Here is a 13787-nt window from a genome sequence, read left to right on the forward strand (position 1 = left end):
AAAACCTAGCCTGAGTATATTGGGTTAGGTTTTTTCTTATGCGTATCTTTCAACGAATTCACAATAAATTGAACTGGTCGAATCGCCGTTATGCGACTTTGATCATTAGTATGCTGGCTGTGGGTTATTTGGCTTCGGCAATCTACCACACGTATAAGCCTTTGCCGGAAGGTCTGAATTACACGGGCAAACTGCGTCATGCCGAAGTCAAGTTTCTGGCCGATCAGACTTATCTGGATGCCGAAGGAAAACAGCATTTAGATCATCGCATTTTTAATGAAATGCTGAAAATGATTGAAGAGGCCAAATCGCTGATTGTGCTGGATATGTTTTTATTTAATCAGCAAACCGGTGCATCTACGCAGCAGCATCAGGCATTGAGTCAACAACTGAGCGATGCTTTAATCAGTAAACGTCTGCTGCAGCCTGAGGTAGAAATCAAATTTATTACCGATCCGATCAATTCGGTCTATGGTGGAATTAGATCCGAGCAGTATCGGGAATTACGTCAGCACGGTATTGATGTGATTGAAACCAATCTGACGCCGTTGCGGGCTTCCAATCCAAGCTGGTCCGGCTTCTGGTATATCTGTTGCCAAGGCATTGGCAATAATCCGGAAACAGGCTGGTTGCCGAATCCATTTGGAACAGAAAAAATTACCCTGCGCAGTTATTTTGATTTGTTTAACTTTAAAGCCAATCATCGCAAAACTATGGTGGTGGATACCGATCAAGGCTGGAAAGCACTGGTCACGTCCATGAACCCGCATGATGGCAGTTCGCGGCATTCCAATATTGGCTTATTGGTCTGGGGGAGCACAGCTGTGGATATTCTGAAAACAGAACTGTCTGTAGGCATGATGTCACAAGCGAATATGCCAGCCATTGTCGCTGGGGATTTTCAGGCAGACAGTAGCCAACCACAAGTTCAGGTGCTGACTGAAAAAGCCATTTATGATGCGATTCTGAATCTGATTCAGACCGCGAAAGCCAGTGAACAGATTGATCTAGCAATGTTTTATCTGTCTGAGCGAAAAATTATCAAAAGTCTGATAGCGGCCCATGAACGTGGTGTCAAAGTCCGGATTTTACTCGACCCAAATAAAGATGCCTTTGGCCGTGAAAAGAATGGAATTCCAAATCGGCAGGTGGCTTCAGAATTGCACGAAGCGGGTATAAATGTACGTTGGTGTCATACTCAGGGTGAGCAATGTCATAGCAAGATCCTAATGAAGCGCAATGCTCAGCAAGCTGAAATGATTTTAGGCTCGGCCAATTTTACAGTACGGAATTTGAAAAACTATAATCTGGAAACCAATATGCGCGTGCTGGGTCAGCCTCAGGCAGAAGTCTTTAAAGATGCGCAACAATATTTTGATGGTGCATGGTCAAATTTGAATGGCCGTTCCATGAGCGTGGACTATGCACAATATGCAGAAAACTCGTTCTTTAAATATTGGCTATACCGTTTTATGGAATGGAGCGGCTGGTCGACGTTTTAATTTTAAATCCCTCCTGACCTTCCTTTTTTAAAAGGGAGGATAGTCCCTCTTTGAAAAAGAGGGATTGAGGGAGATTTTTTATTATCAGCTTTTTGATTCAGGATTCGGGGGAACCAGCTGATCCAGTTCTTTATCCGTCAATTCATCCAGTTCAGAAATATCGGTTTTAATTTTCCATTGCGCCTCATCATCCACCGGATTTGGCAGACGCGCTTCTAGCCAGTCACATACGACATCGGGCGGGAAATCGGCATGATTACACTGAATCACCCAGCACAAGAAATCTCTGGCGATACCATTCATATACGGTGGTGGAGATACTGGTAGGAACTGCGTCGGAAGACGTTCATTTTTAGAAATATAATTCAGGACATGTCCCAGCTCTTGCACAGTTTGCCAAGCCAGCGGATGATCGACATTGATCTGAAACTTAAACCACCATGCCTGTTTGCCATCTGAACCATAGCTATCAATCCGTTCTTTCTGAACACTCGGCACTTTAGAAAAATATTCATGTAAACGATCGAAATTTAAATCAGACACAGTATTCAACTCGAAACATTAAAAAAAGTAATTTTAGCATAAAGCAGTAGCTTGCCGACGTGCCTGTCAGATTGAAAATAGGCGAGCGCATTACAAAAAATTGCAGCTCCAGCGAGCTTATCCATATTTTCTGCATCTATTTTGTTTAAAATATAAGCAGATTATTCGGAGGAAGCTCAAATGAGAATCGTACTATCGAGTGCAATATTGGCTGCATTGCTATTAGGAGCTTCTGCACAAAGTATGGCTGGCAATGCTTGGGTGGGTTATGGTGGTGTAGATCGATCCACACCGAATTATCGCAGCGCTCCACGATCTTATGATCCACCACGGCAGCATTATCCGCAACGTCCGCTGCCACCAAGACCACATTACCCGCAACGACCACCATATTGGGGCTATCCACCTGCACAGAGTCAAAGTGGATTAAACATTCAGTATCAGGCACCGACCACTATTTATCAAAATTCGAATAGTTATAGCTGGGTCAATGGTGATCCGAATGTTGCCCGGATTGAAAGTTCGAGATATATGGTAATTACCGATTGGCAGCGTTTAGGGTTACCAGCACCACCGCGTGGCAGCTACTGGATTTATGAAAACGGACGCTATGTGCTGGTGCCGAATCGTTAAACTGCTCTAAACTCTGAACGGATAATTCAGTTATAAACGTCAATAACTCAAAAAGACCAAAATAGTTCCCTCTCCTGTGAGGAGATGAGTAGCACTGCTACGCAAGGGAGAGATTGCTTGAGATAAATCTCCCAAAACCCTAAACGAGGCTTAAGTATTACTTTAAGCTGAAGTGCAAAAAAAGAGGGCTTAAAAGACTATGCCAATTCATCATCTTCTGGACGCGGTGTTTTGCCAAGGGGTAATGGCTTTTCACTATGTTTGTCACGAATCACGGATGGATAAGTCCATGAGGCATAGCGCACCACTAATATCGCAAAGGCCAGAATCAGAATCGAACCGGTAATAATCACCAGATCCATGCTGGCTTTATGCGTGTGTTGAATATCTGCAATCAGCAAACGGGTCAGTGCAGTAATGGCAATATAAATCAGGAAACGTACTGGCATATGGTTGGTTTTGAAATAGATGCCGACCATGGCACCAAGTTCCAGATAAATAAACAACAGAAGAATGTCGTCAATGGTGGCGAACTGTTTCACGGTCAGAATGTCAATGACGGTATGGCCAGCGGACCAGATCACCATACAGCCAATAATAAACAGCGCAATATAATGAAAGCTTTCTACAGCAAGATTGCCAAGACGGTCGAGGAGAGCTTCAAATTTTTCAATTTTCGGACGTGATTTAGACATATTATCCTCCTGATTTTTCATGTGAAATAAAGATAGTTGCAGAATAACGTGCAAAGATCATGCACAGAATGATTGAATGAAAAATAAAGATTAAATTATTTGAACTTTTGCGCTTTTTTTAGACTAAATTGCTATATTGTATGGGTGGTAACATTGAATAAATAGGAGAAAAAAGTGTTAGATAAAATTCAAACAAAAATTAGCCAATTAGAAGCCGGAAAAAAATTAATCCTCGGCGTAGGCATTAAGGTTGAAGATATGCAAAAGGTGGTGGAACTCTGCGAGTCTTTAGAGTCAGAGGGGAATATCAAAATTGTGAATAAACATCTGAATCCGAAGAGCAATAATCAGCCGGATACCTTACTGATTCAAAAAGTTTAATTGTTGCATTTTCATAAAAAAACGCCTGCTGATGCAGGCGTTTTTTATTGCAGATTTTCAGCTTAAGCTTGAGTCGTGAAATAATCTTCAGAGAAGTTCATGATGACGTCAGAACCTGATTTCACTTTAGTAATGCGTAATGCCAGTTCAGGCAGAATGCGTTGTACAAAATAACGTGCCAGAGCGAGTTTATTTTGATAGAACTCACCTTCTTTATTTTTCGCTGCATTGGCAATGCGCGCAAACATATAAGAGAAACTCAACAGACCTACAGCGTGCAGATAGTCGACTGCGGTCGCATTCGGAAAGTCATGACTTTCTCTTGCTGCTTCCAGAATATACTGAGTCACTGATTCAACTTCAGTCGCTGCATCCAGTGTGGCATCTTTAATGAAGTTCAGGTCTGCATCCAGACTATTGGCAAAGTCACGGATTTCAGAGATATATTCAGAGATATATTCGCCGCCACATTTAATGGTTTTACGGCCGATCAAATCTTGTGACTGCACGCCGTTGGTGCCTTCATAGATCTGGGAAATACGCAGGTCACGGATACATTGCTCCAAGCCCCATTCACGGATATAGCCATGACCACCGAAGACCATTTGTGCATCTAATGTCGCTTGGAATGCGGTATCCGTTAAATACGCTTTCGCGATTGGTGTTAATAGCGCAACACGGTCATTGGCTTTTTTCACCGCTTCAGGATCAGTCGAGAATTTGGTGATATCCAACTGTTGACCTACATACACGGCGAATGCACGTGAAGCTTCATTATTGGCACGTACATTCAGCAGCATACGGCGTACATCACCATGCACTAGAATACTGTCCGCAGGTTTGTTTGGTGATTGAACGCCAGCCGCGCTGCGACCCTGTAAACGGTCTGTCGCATATTGCGCAGCGTTTTGATAAGCGAATTCAGAAGCACCTAGGCCTTGGATACCCATCGACAGACGTTCATAGTTCATCATCACGAACATTGCAGCGAGACCTTCATTTTCTTTACCAACGAGGTAACCTTTCGCACCGTCAAAGTTCATGACACAGGTTGCTGATGCCTTGATTCCCATCTTGTGTTCGATTGAACCTGGGCCGACCGGGTTACGTTCGCCAATAGAACCATCTTCATTCACCAGGAATTTCGGTACGATGAAGAGGGAAATACCACGAGAGCCGGCAGGCGCATCTGGGGTTTTTGCCAGAACTAAATGAATGATGTTTTCCGCCAGGTCATGGTCACCACCCGTGATGAAAATCTTGGTGCCGCTGATGCTATAAGTGCCGTCTTCGTTACGTTCAGCTTTGGTCTTGATAATACCCAGATCAGTACCGGCATGTGGTTCAGTTAAGCACATGGTGCCTGACCATTCGCCCGAATAAATTTTAGGTAAATAGGTTTCTTTTTGTGCTTGTGAAGCATAGCTATTCAACGCCATGCCTGCACCAACAGAAAGCAGTGGATACAGCATAAAAGATGGGTTGGTCGCGAACAGCATTTCATCAGAAAGTACTGTCAGCATTTTCGGCATTTCCTGGCCGCCCCATTCCATATCTGCGCCCAGACCAATCCAGCCGCCTTCTGCATATTGTTTGAATGCTTCTTTAAAGCCAGCAGGTGTGGTCACATTGCCATTTTCAATTTTTGCGCCTTCTTCATCACCTGTACGGTTCAGTGGAAGCATGACGTTTTGCGAAAATTTTGCCATTTCTTCAAGAATCGCTTCTGCTGTCCCAGCATCCAGATGCGCTAGATTTTCATTGGCCTGCCAGAACGGTTCTGCATTGAAGACATCGTTCAGGATGAATTTCATATCGGCAAGTGGCGCGTTATAAATTGGCATGGTGTGTCACCTGTTTATTGTTTGATTAAATGAGTTTTAATCAGTCTAAAACACTCAAAATCTGAATGTTAGACGACTAAAGGTTAATTCTGTAACTCTTTATAAAGAAAAAGGACTGCCTGTTGATTGACCGTCCTTTTTCTGAGAGGTAGCTAGTCTGAGACTAACTTAGAATGCAAAGTGTTCCGCATCCAGGTTCATCAATGGCTCTACACCTGTCGCAATCACTTCAACGTGTGAACGAACGCGTGGCAGGATTTTCTTGAAGTAGAAGCGTGCTGTCGTCACTTTGGCATTGTAAAAATCAACCTCAGTGGTGCCAGCAGCCAGTTGCTCCTGAGCAACCAATGCCATACGTGCCCATAGGTAAGCTAGAGTGACATAACCAGAGAAGTAGAGGTAATCGACTGCAGCTGCACCGACTTCTTCAGGGTTTTGCATCGCGCGCATACCAATTTGCATGGTCAGGTCGCCCCATTCTTTGTTCAAGGTAGCCAATGGTTCAACGAATTCTTTCATTGCAGCATTGTCTTTGTGCGCTTCAGCAAATTTATGGATGATCTTGGTGAAGTCTTTCAACATTGCACCTTGCGTACCCAATACTTTACGGCCTAACAAGTCTAGTGCCTGAATTTCAGTGGTACCTTCGTACAAGCAGGCGATACGTGTATCACGTACGATCTGCTCCATACCGTGCTCAGAAATAAAGCCGTGACCACCAAATACCTGTACACCGTGTTTCGCAGCTTCAGAACCAGTTTCAGTCAGGAACGCTTTTGCGATTGGTGTCAGCAATGACAGGATGTTGTCTGCAAATTTACGGTCTGCTTCTTCTGCAGCATGTTCAACTACGTCAGCATATTGTGCTAACAGGTAAACCAGTGCACGACCACCTTCTGCATATGCTTTTTGAGTTAAAAGCATGTTACGTACCGCAGGATGCACAATGATTGGATCTGCTTCTTTTTCAGGTGCTTTAGGACCAGAAAGAGAACGCATTGCCAGACGGTCTTTTGCATATGCAAGCGCGCCTTGGAATGAACCTTCAGATGCTGCAAGACCTTGAACTGCTGTACCGATACGTGCTGTGTTCATGAACGTGAACATGCAGTTCAGGCCGCGGTTTTCAGGTCCAATCAGGAAGCCTTTAGCATTGTCAAAGTTGATGACACAAGTCGCGTTACCGTGAATACCCATTTTGTGTTCGATCGAACCACAACGTACACCGTTACGCTCGCCCATTGAACCGTCAGCATTCAGGTTGAATTTCGGTACGATGAATAATGAGATACCTTTAGTACCTTTCGGGGCACCAGGCAGGCGAGCAAGTACGATATGGATGATATTTTCAGCCATGTCGTGTTCACCAGCAGAGATAAAGATTTTCTCGCCAGAGATTGCATAGCTACCGTCCGCTTGTGGTTCAGCTTTGGTACGGATAATACCCAGGTCAGAACCAGCATGGGATTCAGTTAAGCACATGGTACCCGTCCACTCACCTGAAACCAGTTTAGGCAGGTAAGCGTCTTTTTGTTCAGCTGAACCATGGTGTTCTAAAGTACGAACTGCACCGTGAGACAGGCCAGGGTACATGCCCCATGCCCAGTTCGCAGTACCGACCATTTCAGAAATCGTGATACCTAAAGAGTTCGGTAAGCCTTGACCGCCATATTGCTCTTCAGCAGAAAGAGAAGGGAAGCCAAGCTCGATGTATTTTTGGTACGCTTCTTTAAAGCCAGTCGGAGTTGTGACAACGCCGTCATTCCAGGTACAGCCTTCACGGTCACCGGTCTGGTTGATCGGAGACAATTCGTTTTCACAGAAGTCGGCCGCAGCTTCTAAGTACTGATCTACCAGCTCACGGCTTACGTTTTCTTGGAATGCAGGGAGATTTGCATAGTGTTGTTCAGCATTTAATAATTCATGCAACACAAATTGCATATCACGTAAAGGCGCTTTGTATTGTGGCATATCGGTTTCCTCAATACTGGTTGAACCAGCGTTATAATCTTAGATGAACTAAAACCTGTCTTCACTGACACGGTTTGGAATGATCTAATCGTGCAACAACTTCCCCTGCGGTACAAGCTTTTCGGGGTGTTTTCTTGGTGACTGTAAAGTCAAAGATTAATCTGCATGACGCATTAAAGGTCTTGAGTATAAAGACTTTAGCCATATTCTGCAGGAAACGAATAGTCAACTGTATGCATGAAAGAGCACGCAATAAAAAAGCACCCGAAGGTGCTAGTCGTGAAGCCTTGATTCCTATGCATTAATAGGTAGAGGCTGTGGGCTGGAAACGGACATGACATTTGCCATTGATAGTTTGTTCGCTCATCTTGATCTGTGCAGCAGTCCCGTCTTTTTTGCCTTGACAGGCTTGCAGCATGGCTCGTTGATGTGCCTGATGTTGAGCGAGGCGCTGATCAAACTGTTTAGTCAATTCTGCACGTTTGGCATCCGTCAAGACTTCACCGTGCATCATGCCTCTACGCATATCAGCACGCATTGGACGATGCTCAGCTTTCATGTCGCGATGGCTTTTCATCTCTTTATGATCTGCTTTAAAGACCATCTTGCAGGTGCCGTCTATGGTTTTATCGCCAGTCTTGATTTGAACAGCCGAGCCCACAGCTTTATTGTCGCAGGCCTGTTGAAGCTGTTTGGCAAACTGCATGCGTTCTGCACGCTTTGCCTTAAACTGTTCACGCTGTTCGGGAGTTAGATGCTGTTTTTTGCCTTCATGATGTTTCATCATGTGGGGATGATCATTGCTTGGCACATTACTGGTGGATTGACAGGCAGTCAACGCACCCATTGATAAAACACTTGCACTGATTAAAGCTATTTTTGTCATGGTTTGCATTGTATTTATCCCCGTCAAGAAGCTGATTCTATGTCAGATAAAGATTAAACAATAAAGATGAAGAAACAATGAAGAGTTTTTTGCTGCGGTGTTCGCTACAATAATGAATATAGAAGAAAAATTGAGATTTCTATTTTGAACATTCGCCGCATTCCCATTGCATTACGTCTATTTTTGACCGTGCTGTTGACCACGCTGGTCATTACCACGGTAAGTCTAGGTGTATTGCATCTGAATATGCAGCGTAATTTCGCCCGTTATGTCGCTGATGTCGAAATGCAGAAGCTGGATTATGTGATTGAAAATCTGGCAGATGTCTATGCAGTCTATCAGGACTGGGGCAATGCGATTCAGGCACAGATCCTCCAGATGGAAGGTGAAGCCGCACCGGATGATTATGACCGTTTGTCACGCTGGTGGTTACGCCGTCAGTATGATATTGCCTTGCAGCAGCGTTATTTTCAGGAACAGACTCTGGCTCAGGTCGCACCCAGTATGGTAGATCCGGCGCTGCCACAACGTCAGGTCAATGAAGAAGAATTACGTGTGCTGGCATCTAATTTGCCTTCACAGTTTCAGCCCTTTGAAGGCTTGAAATTCCCGCTCAGCTCCAATCAGAATCTGTTTAGGGCTGATCGCAAGAATGGGGAACAGCCAGCACAGCAGCCGACCGGCAAGAAACAGTTTATCCAGATGCCGGATCGTCTTGGTCTCAGTTCACGTCTTTCTCTGTATGATGCCAAGCGTCGTTTTGTGGTCGGTGAGGCTTCGGATGAGCAGGTCTCTTATCGCCCAATTATGGTGAATAACCAGATTGTCGGCTATTTGGGCTTAAAACCGGTTCTGGATCAGGATGATGCCTTAAGTATCAATTTCTTTAGTAACCAGAAGCGTTATTTATTTCTGGTTTATGCACTCAGTATTTTGGCGAGTCTGATTGCGTCCCTGTTATTGGCGACTTATTTCAAAAAGCCGATTCAACGGCTGCTCAATGGCACACGTGCCTTGACTCAGGGAAATTATCAATATCAGGTTAAAGTGAACCGGAATGATGAATTAGGTGATTTATCCAATGAATTAAATGCATTGGCGGTGATTCTGGATCAGCATGAAACCTCACGCCGTCAGTGGGTGGCAGATACCTCACATGAGTTAAAAACGCCACTAGCAGTCTTACAGGCACAGATTGAAGCGATGCAGGACGGAATCCGTAAACCAACGCCTGAACATTTTGCTTCCATGCTGGCTCAGGTGAACAGTCTGAAAAAACTGACCCAAGATCTGGCCGCATTGGCACAGGTCGATGCCCAGCAATTGCAATTCTATTTCTCGACGGTGAATCCGTGGGAGGTTGTGCAGCAGGAACTCATTAACTTCCAGCCGAACTTTGAACAGGCTGAATTAGTGGTTACTGCAGATGGCGAAGGAACTGATTTAAATCTGGATCTAGATCGTTTTAAACAGATTGTGGCGAACTTGCTGAGTAACAGTATTCGCTATACTGAAGCAGGCGGGCAGGTGCATATTCACACTACGCAAGATGATAAAGAATGGACCTTATATGTCGATGATAGTCCGTTTGGTCTGACTGATGAACAACTGGCGCGTATTGGTGAGCGTTTCTACCGTGTCGATGATTCGCGTACCCGGGCGACTGGCGGAACCGGACTGGGTTTGGCATTATCATGTAAAATTACGCAGGCGCTGGGCGGCAGCTTAAGCTTTGCACATTCACCACTGGGTGGTTTACGATGCAAGCTGAGCTTTCCTAAACAAATGAAACCATGAAGGGAATAGATTGATGAAACATGTCATGCTGGTTGAAGATGAAATCGAACTTGCACAGTTGGTGCGAGACTATCTGGAAGCTGCTGGTTTTGAGGTCAGTATGTTTCATGATGGGCAGGAAGCATATAACAGTTTTACCCAACGTAAACCGAGCCTGATGATTCTGGACTTGATGGTACCACGTATGGATGGCCTGACCATTTGCCGTAAAGTCCGTGAACAGTCGGATTTACCGATTATTATGGTGACCGCGCGTACTGAAGAAATTGACCGGGTATTGGGTCTGAATATGGGTGCTGATGATTATCTCTGTAAACCGTTTAGCCCGAAGGAACTAGTCGCGCGTGTACAGGCTGTGTTACGTCGTCTGGACCGTAAATCAGAACCGGAAAGCAATGATTTATTCCGCATGGACAAATCACAACAGCGCATCTGGTACCAGCAAAAAGCCTTGAATTTAACGCCAACTGAATTCCGTTTGCTGGAGTTATTCCTAGAACATGTCGGACAGGTATATTCACGTGCGCAATTGCTGGATCATATTAATCCGGACAGTTTTGATGTGGCTGACCGTGTCATTGACAGTCATATCAAGAATTTGCGCCGTAAGATTTCAGATGCGGCTGAAACCGGCAACCGTCATGAGTGGATTCAGGCGGTGTATGGGGTCGGTTACCGTTTTGAATATCCTGAAGACTGATTAAGTTTTTAATGTTTAAGAGAAGCGAATAGGTGAGAACTTATTCGCTTTCTTTATAAAGCATTATTTTTTTTGATTTTATGAAAAGAACAGTACACTTGTATAATGCCTCCTGGATCATTTTAGAGGGTTCTGAAACCTATGGTTTGGATGGTTAAGAATTTATTCTGATCGAGGGCGAAAAACTGTTGGCTATCAATATTTTAATTTATTTCAATATAATAATGAAGGCAGTCTCTAGTATCCTCACCGATTAAAGGAAATCTTGCCCAATTTTTTAAAATGCCTGTTTGGGTGAAACCTGATTTCATCAGGGCGTTTTTTGATCTGCTATGTTCTACATCACAGAAAGTCTCAATTCTTTCAAGAGTGCTATTATTTTTTAAATAGGTAATTACAGCTTTTAGTGACTCTTGCATAAACCCTTGTCCTTGAAATTTTTTTCCTAGTCCAAAGTGGATTTCCCCACAATTCTCTTTATTAAAAAACAATACAATTCCCAGAGCCAAATCAGTTTTCTGGTCGCTGACAATCCAGGCAAAATTTTCATCTGGGTCTTCCCAGTTTACCCCACACCAATTTTCCAACATGTTTTTTGTCTGACTTATATTTTTATGTGGCATTCTCTGGAGATATTTGCTCGCTTCCCAGTCTCCGAAATATTCAGTAAAGAGAGAGTTTTCATCCCCAGTCTGAAATTTACGTAAATTTAGACGATCAGTTTTTATAGGCGAAGCTAATACTTTGCGAGTTTTCATAGTTATTTAATTTGAAATTCTAGCCTTAGTTTAAAAATATATGATCAGCTTATTCTAGTACAGCTTAAATGTTCCTGAGTAATTTAATTCTTTGCTGATCTACTTTCTTTAATTTTGCCACAACCAGCTCATAAGAATTCAGTACCAAATCTTTAATCAAAGATTCATCCAGATCTTTACTCTCGTAAACTGAAATCCAATGCTGTTTATTCATATGCCAGCCCGTATGAATATAAGGATAAATATCCCGCAGCATTGCACCATGCTCAGGCTCGACTTTTAAATTAATCGCAGCTTTTCCTTGCAAATGAAAAGTCAGCATAAAGACTTTATCCATGACTTTAAATACATCACAACCTTCACCAAAAGGCTGAGTGACAGTGACTTCCGGCAGTTTTAATGCAGTCGATGAAGCAACAATGTGTAGGGTCATAAGTTATGGATAGCTCATCATAAAACTGTGGATAATGCTTAAATTATCCACAGTTTTTATTTTGGATGTGAATAAATTAAGACGAACAACTCACCATGACTTCAGGCACATCACTTGGTAATGGTGCTAAATCTTCAGGCTGTTCCAAATCTGGCTGTTTTAGATAAGGCTGACTGAGTAATTTAAACAGACGACCTACTTCAGAAAAATCATCCCGCTCTGCCAGTTCAATGGCTTTCTGTGCCATATGATTACGTATAATATAATGTGGATTGATCAAGTGCATGGCGGCGTCTAACTCTTCAATATCCTGTTGTTCTCGAATGCTTTCATATTGCGTCAAAAATGCTTCAAACTGACGACGATCCAGACAATCATCTTTAAGGGCTTCATAGTCTTTATTTTGCAGACGGATAAAACTTTGGGTGTAGTCCAGTTGTTCACTCTGTAAAATGCGCAGAAAGGCCATTGCGCAGTCAAAACTGTCTTTATGGAAACTTGGCAAGCCCATTTTCTGGTTTAAACCATGTTTATAATGCTCTAAAAATGTTGGCTCATAGTGCTCCAGACACGCTGCTAAATCCTGTTTCCATTGTTCTTTGTCATAATCTGTAGGGCAGAGCGGCACCAGATTGTTTAACCATTGCCACAAATTCCAATGTCCGATACTTGGCTGCTGCTGATAGGTATAACGCCCTTGATAATCCGAGTGGTTATTGATCCAGTTCGGACGGAAGCGCTCCATAAAGCCATAAGGACCAAAGTCCAAAGTTGAACCGGTAATATTCAGGTTGTCAGTATTCATCACGCCATGTGCAAAACCAACCAGTTGCCATTTGGCAATCATCACCGCAGTGCGCTGAATAACTTTTGTGGCAAAGCTCAGAATCGGCTGTTCGGCTTGCAGGCATTCTGGATAATGCCATTCGATACATTTCTGGGTAAATTCAGCTAGTAGATCTGGCTGATACTGATTGATCCATTCAAAATGGCCGAAACGGATATGACAGTCTGAAGTACGCAACATCATCGCGCCCGGCTCTAGCTTCTCACGCTGAATACCTTGGATTGATGAAGTAAAACCAACTGCATTACTGGATGCTACACCTAAAGCATTTAAGGCATGACCTGCCAGATACTCACGAATGACTGAACGCAGTACTGCACGACCATCGCCCATGCGTGAATAAGGGGTTGCACCAGCACCTTTTAAATGCAGGTCAATGGTCTGATTATTTTTATCCAGAATTTGCGCAATCAACAACCCGCGACCATCTCCCAACTGTCCTGCCCATTGTCCAAACTGATGACCTGCATAGACCATAGCCAAGGGTTCAAATTCAGTAAAAACTTTCTGACCACTACAAATCTCGACCCATTGCGCCTTGTCTTCATCCGACCATTGCAATTGCTCTGCTAAAGCTGCATTAAAATGTCCGGCTTTCGCACCTTTTAACGGCAGCGGAACTTGATGGTGATAGAGGCGGGCGGGCAGTGTTTGATAGCGAGAGTTAAAATACATGGCATCAGTACAGGATTGGAATAAATTTACTATAACAAAGATAGCTGTATAAAACTGTTGTATAAGCGAGAGTTCACGTTATCTTTCGGACATAAAAAAAGCCCCAATCGGGGCTTTAGTGT

Annotated in this window: 13 protein-coding genes; 5 read left to right on the plus strand and 8 right to left on the minus strand. The window is 43.6% G+C overall.

All coding sequences use genetic code 11. The features are described from left to right. Positions 1-38: 38 nt before the first annotated feature. Positions 39-1502 carry a phospholipase D-like domain-containing protein gene (locus tag F894_RS03595; protein ID WP_005246010.1) on the plus strand — a complete coding sequence of 488 codons (1464 nt, stop codon included), beginning with the start codon at positions 39-41 and terminating at the stop codon, positions 1500-1502. An 84-nt stretch (positions 1503-1586) separates the two neighbouring features. Here the strand turns inward: F894_RS03595 and F894_RS03600 are convergent, their stop codons facing one another. Continuing rightward, positions 1587-2045, minus strand: coding sequence for a hypothetical protein (locus tag F894_RS03600; RefSeq protein WP_005246011.1), 459 nt, complete (start codon positions 2043-2045; stop codon positions 1587-1589). 180 nt (positions 2046-2225) lie between these two features. On the opposite strand from F894_RS03600, the gene F894_RS03605 reads away from it, so the two are divergent. Beyond that, positions 2226-2678, plus strand: a complete 453-nt coding sequence (locus F894_RS03605; protein ID WP_005246012.1) for an RcnB family protein — start codon at positions 2226-2228, stop codon at positions 2676-2678. Positions 2679-2875: 197 nt separating this feature from the next. On the opposite strand, the gene F894_RS03610 is transcribed toward F894_RS03605, so the two are convergent. Then, positions 2876-3373: a phosphate-starvation-inducible protein PsiE gene (locus F894_RS03610; RefSeq protein ID WP_004647497.1), complete on the minus strand. Its 498-nt coding sequence runs from the start codon at positions 3371-3373 to the stop codon at positions 2876-2878. 174 nt (positions 3374-3547) lie between these two features. Here F894_RS03610 and F894_RS03615 point away from each other — a divergent pair, with 174 nt between their 5' ends. Continuing rightward, on the plus strand, positions 3548-3754 hold the full coding sequence (locus tag F894_RS03615) for a hypothetical protein (RefSeq protein ID WP_004732995.1): 207 nt from the start codon (positions 3548-3550) through the stop codon (positions 3752-3754). A gap of 62 nt (positions 3755-3816) precedes the next feature. Here the strand turns inward: F894_RS03615 and F894_RS03620 are convergent, their stop codons facing one another. The 3 genes from F894_RS03620 to F894_RS03630 form a co-directional block, all read right to left on the minus strand. Further along, positions 3817-5598: an acyl-CoA dehydrogenase C-terminal domain-containing protein gene (locus tag F894_RS03620; RefSeq protein ID WP_005246013.1), complete on the minus strand. Its 1782-nt coding sequence runs from the start codon at positions 5596-5598 to the stop codon at positions 3817-3819. A 168-nt stretch (positions 5599-5766) separates the two neighbouring features. Beyond that, a complete protein-coding gene (locus tag F894_RS03625; protein ID WP_005246014.1) occupies positions 5767-7569 on the minus strand; it encodes an acyl-CoA dehydrogenase C-terminal domain-containing protein in 1803 nt (600 codons plus the stop codon). Between the two features lie 301 nt (positions 7570-7870). Beyond that, positions 7871-8464 carry a hypothetical protein gene (locus F894_RS03630; RefSeq protein ID WP_005246015.1) on the minus strand — a complete coding sequence of 198 codons (594 nt, stop codon included), beginning with the start codon at positions 8462-8464 and terminating at the stop codon, positions 7871-7873. Positions 8465-8599: 135 nt separating this feature from the next. On the opposite strand from F894_RS03630, the gene baeS reads away from it, so the two are divergent. Further along, positions 8600-10252, plus strand: coding sequence for a sensor histidine kinase efflux regulator BaeS (baeS, locus tag F894_RS03635; RefSeq protein ID WP_005246016.1), 1653 nt, complete (start codon positions 8600-8602; stop codon positions 10250-10252). A gap of 13 nt (positions 10253-10265) precedes the next feature. Continuing rightward, the gene (locus F894_RS03640) at positions 10266-10952 is read left to right on the plus strand and encodes a response regulator (protein ID WP_004278304.1); all 687 of its coding nucleotides are present in this window, start codon (positions 10266-10268) and stop codon (positions 10950-10952) included. A 203-nt stretch (positions 10953-11155) separates the two neighbouring features. Here the strand turns inward: F894_RS03640 and F894_RS03645 are convergent, their stop codons facing one another. The 3 genes from F894_RS03645 to F894_RS03655 all read right to left on the minus strand — a co-directional run bounded on the left by F894_RS03645 (position 11156) and on the right by F894_RS03655 (position 13665). Further along, positions 11156-11710: a GNAT family N-acetyltransferase gene (locus F894_RS03645; protein WP_005246017.1), complete on the minus strand. Its 555-nt coding sequence runs from the start codon at positions 11708-11710 to the stop codon at positions 11156-11158. Between the two features lie 64 nt (positions 11711-11774). Beyond that, entirely contained in the window at positions 11775-12143 is a 369-nt protein-coding gene (locus F894_RS03650) for an MmcQ/YjbR family DNA-binding protein (RefSeq protein ID WP_005246018.1), read from the minus strand. Between the two features lie 76 nt (positions 12144-12219). Next, positions 12220-13665 carry a protein adenylyltransferase SelO gene (locus F894_RS03655; RefSeq protein WP_005246020.1) on the minus strand — a complete coding sequence of 482 codons (1446 nt, stop codon included), beginning with the start codon at positions 13663-13665 and terminating at the stop codon, positions 12220-12222. Positions 13666-13787: the final 122 nt, after the last annotated feature.

The sequence above is a fragment of the Acinetobacter sp. CIP 51.11 genome (assembly GCF_000369665.1).
Taxonomy (GTDB): Bacteria; Pseudomonadota; Gammaproteobacteria; order Pseudomonadales; family Moraxellaceae; genus Acinetobacter; species Acinetobacter lwoffii_S.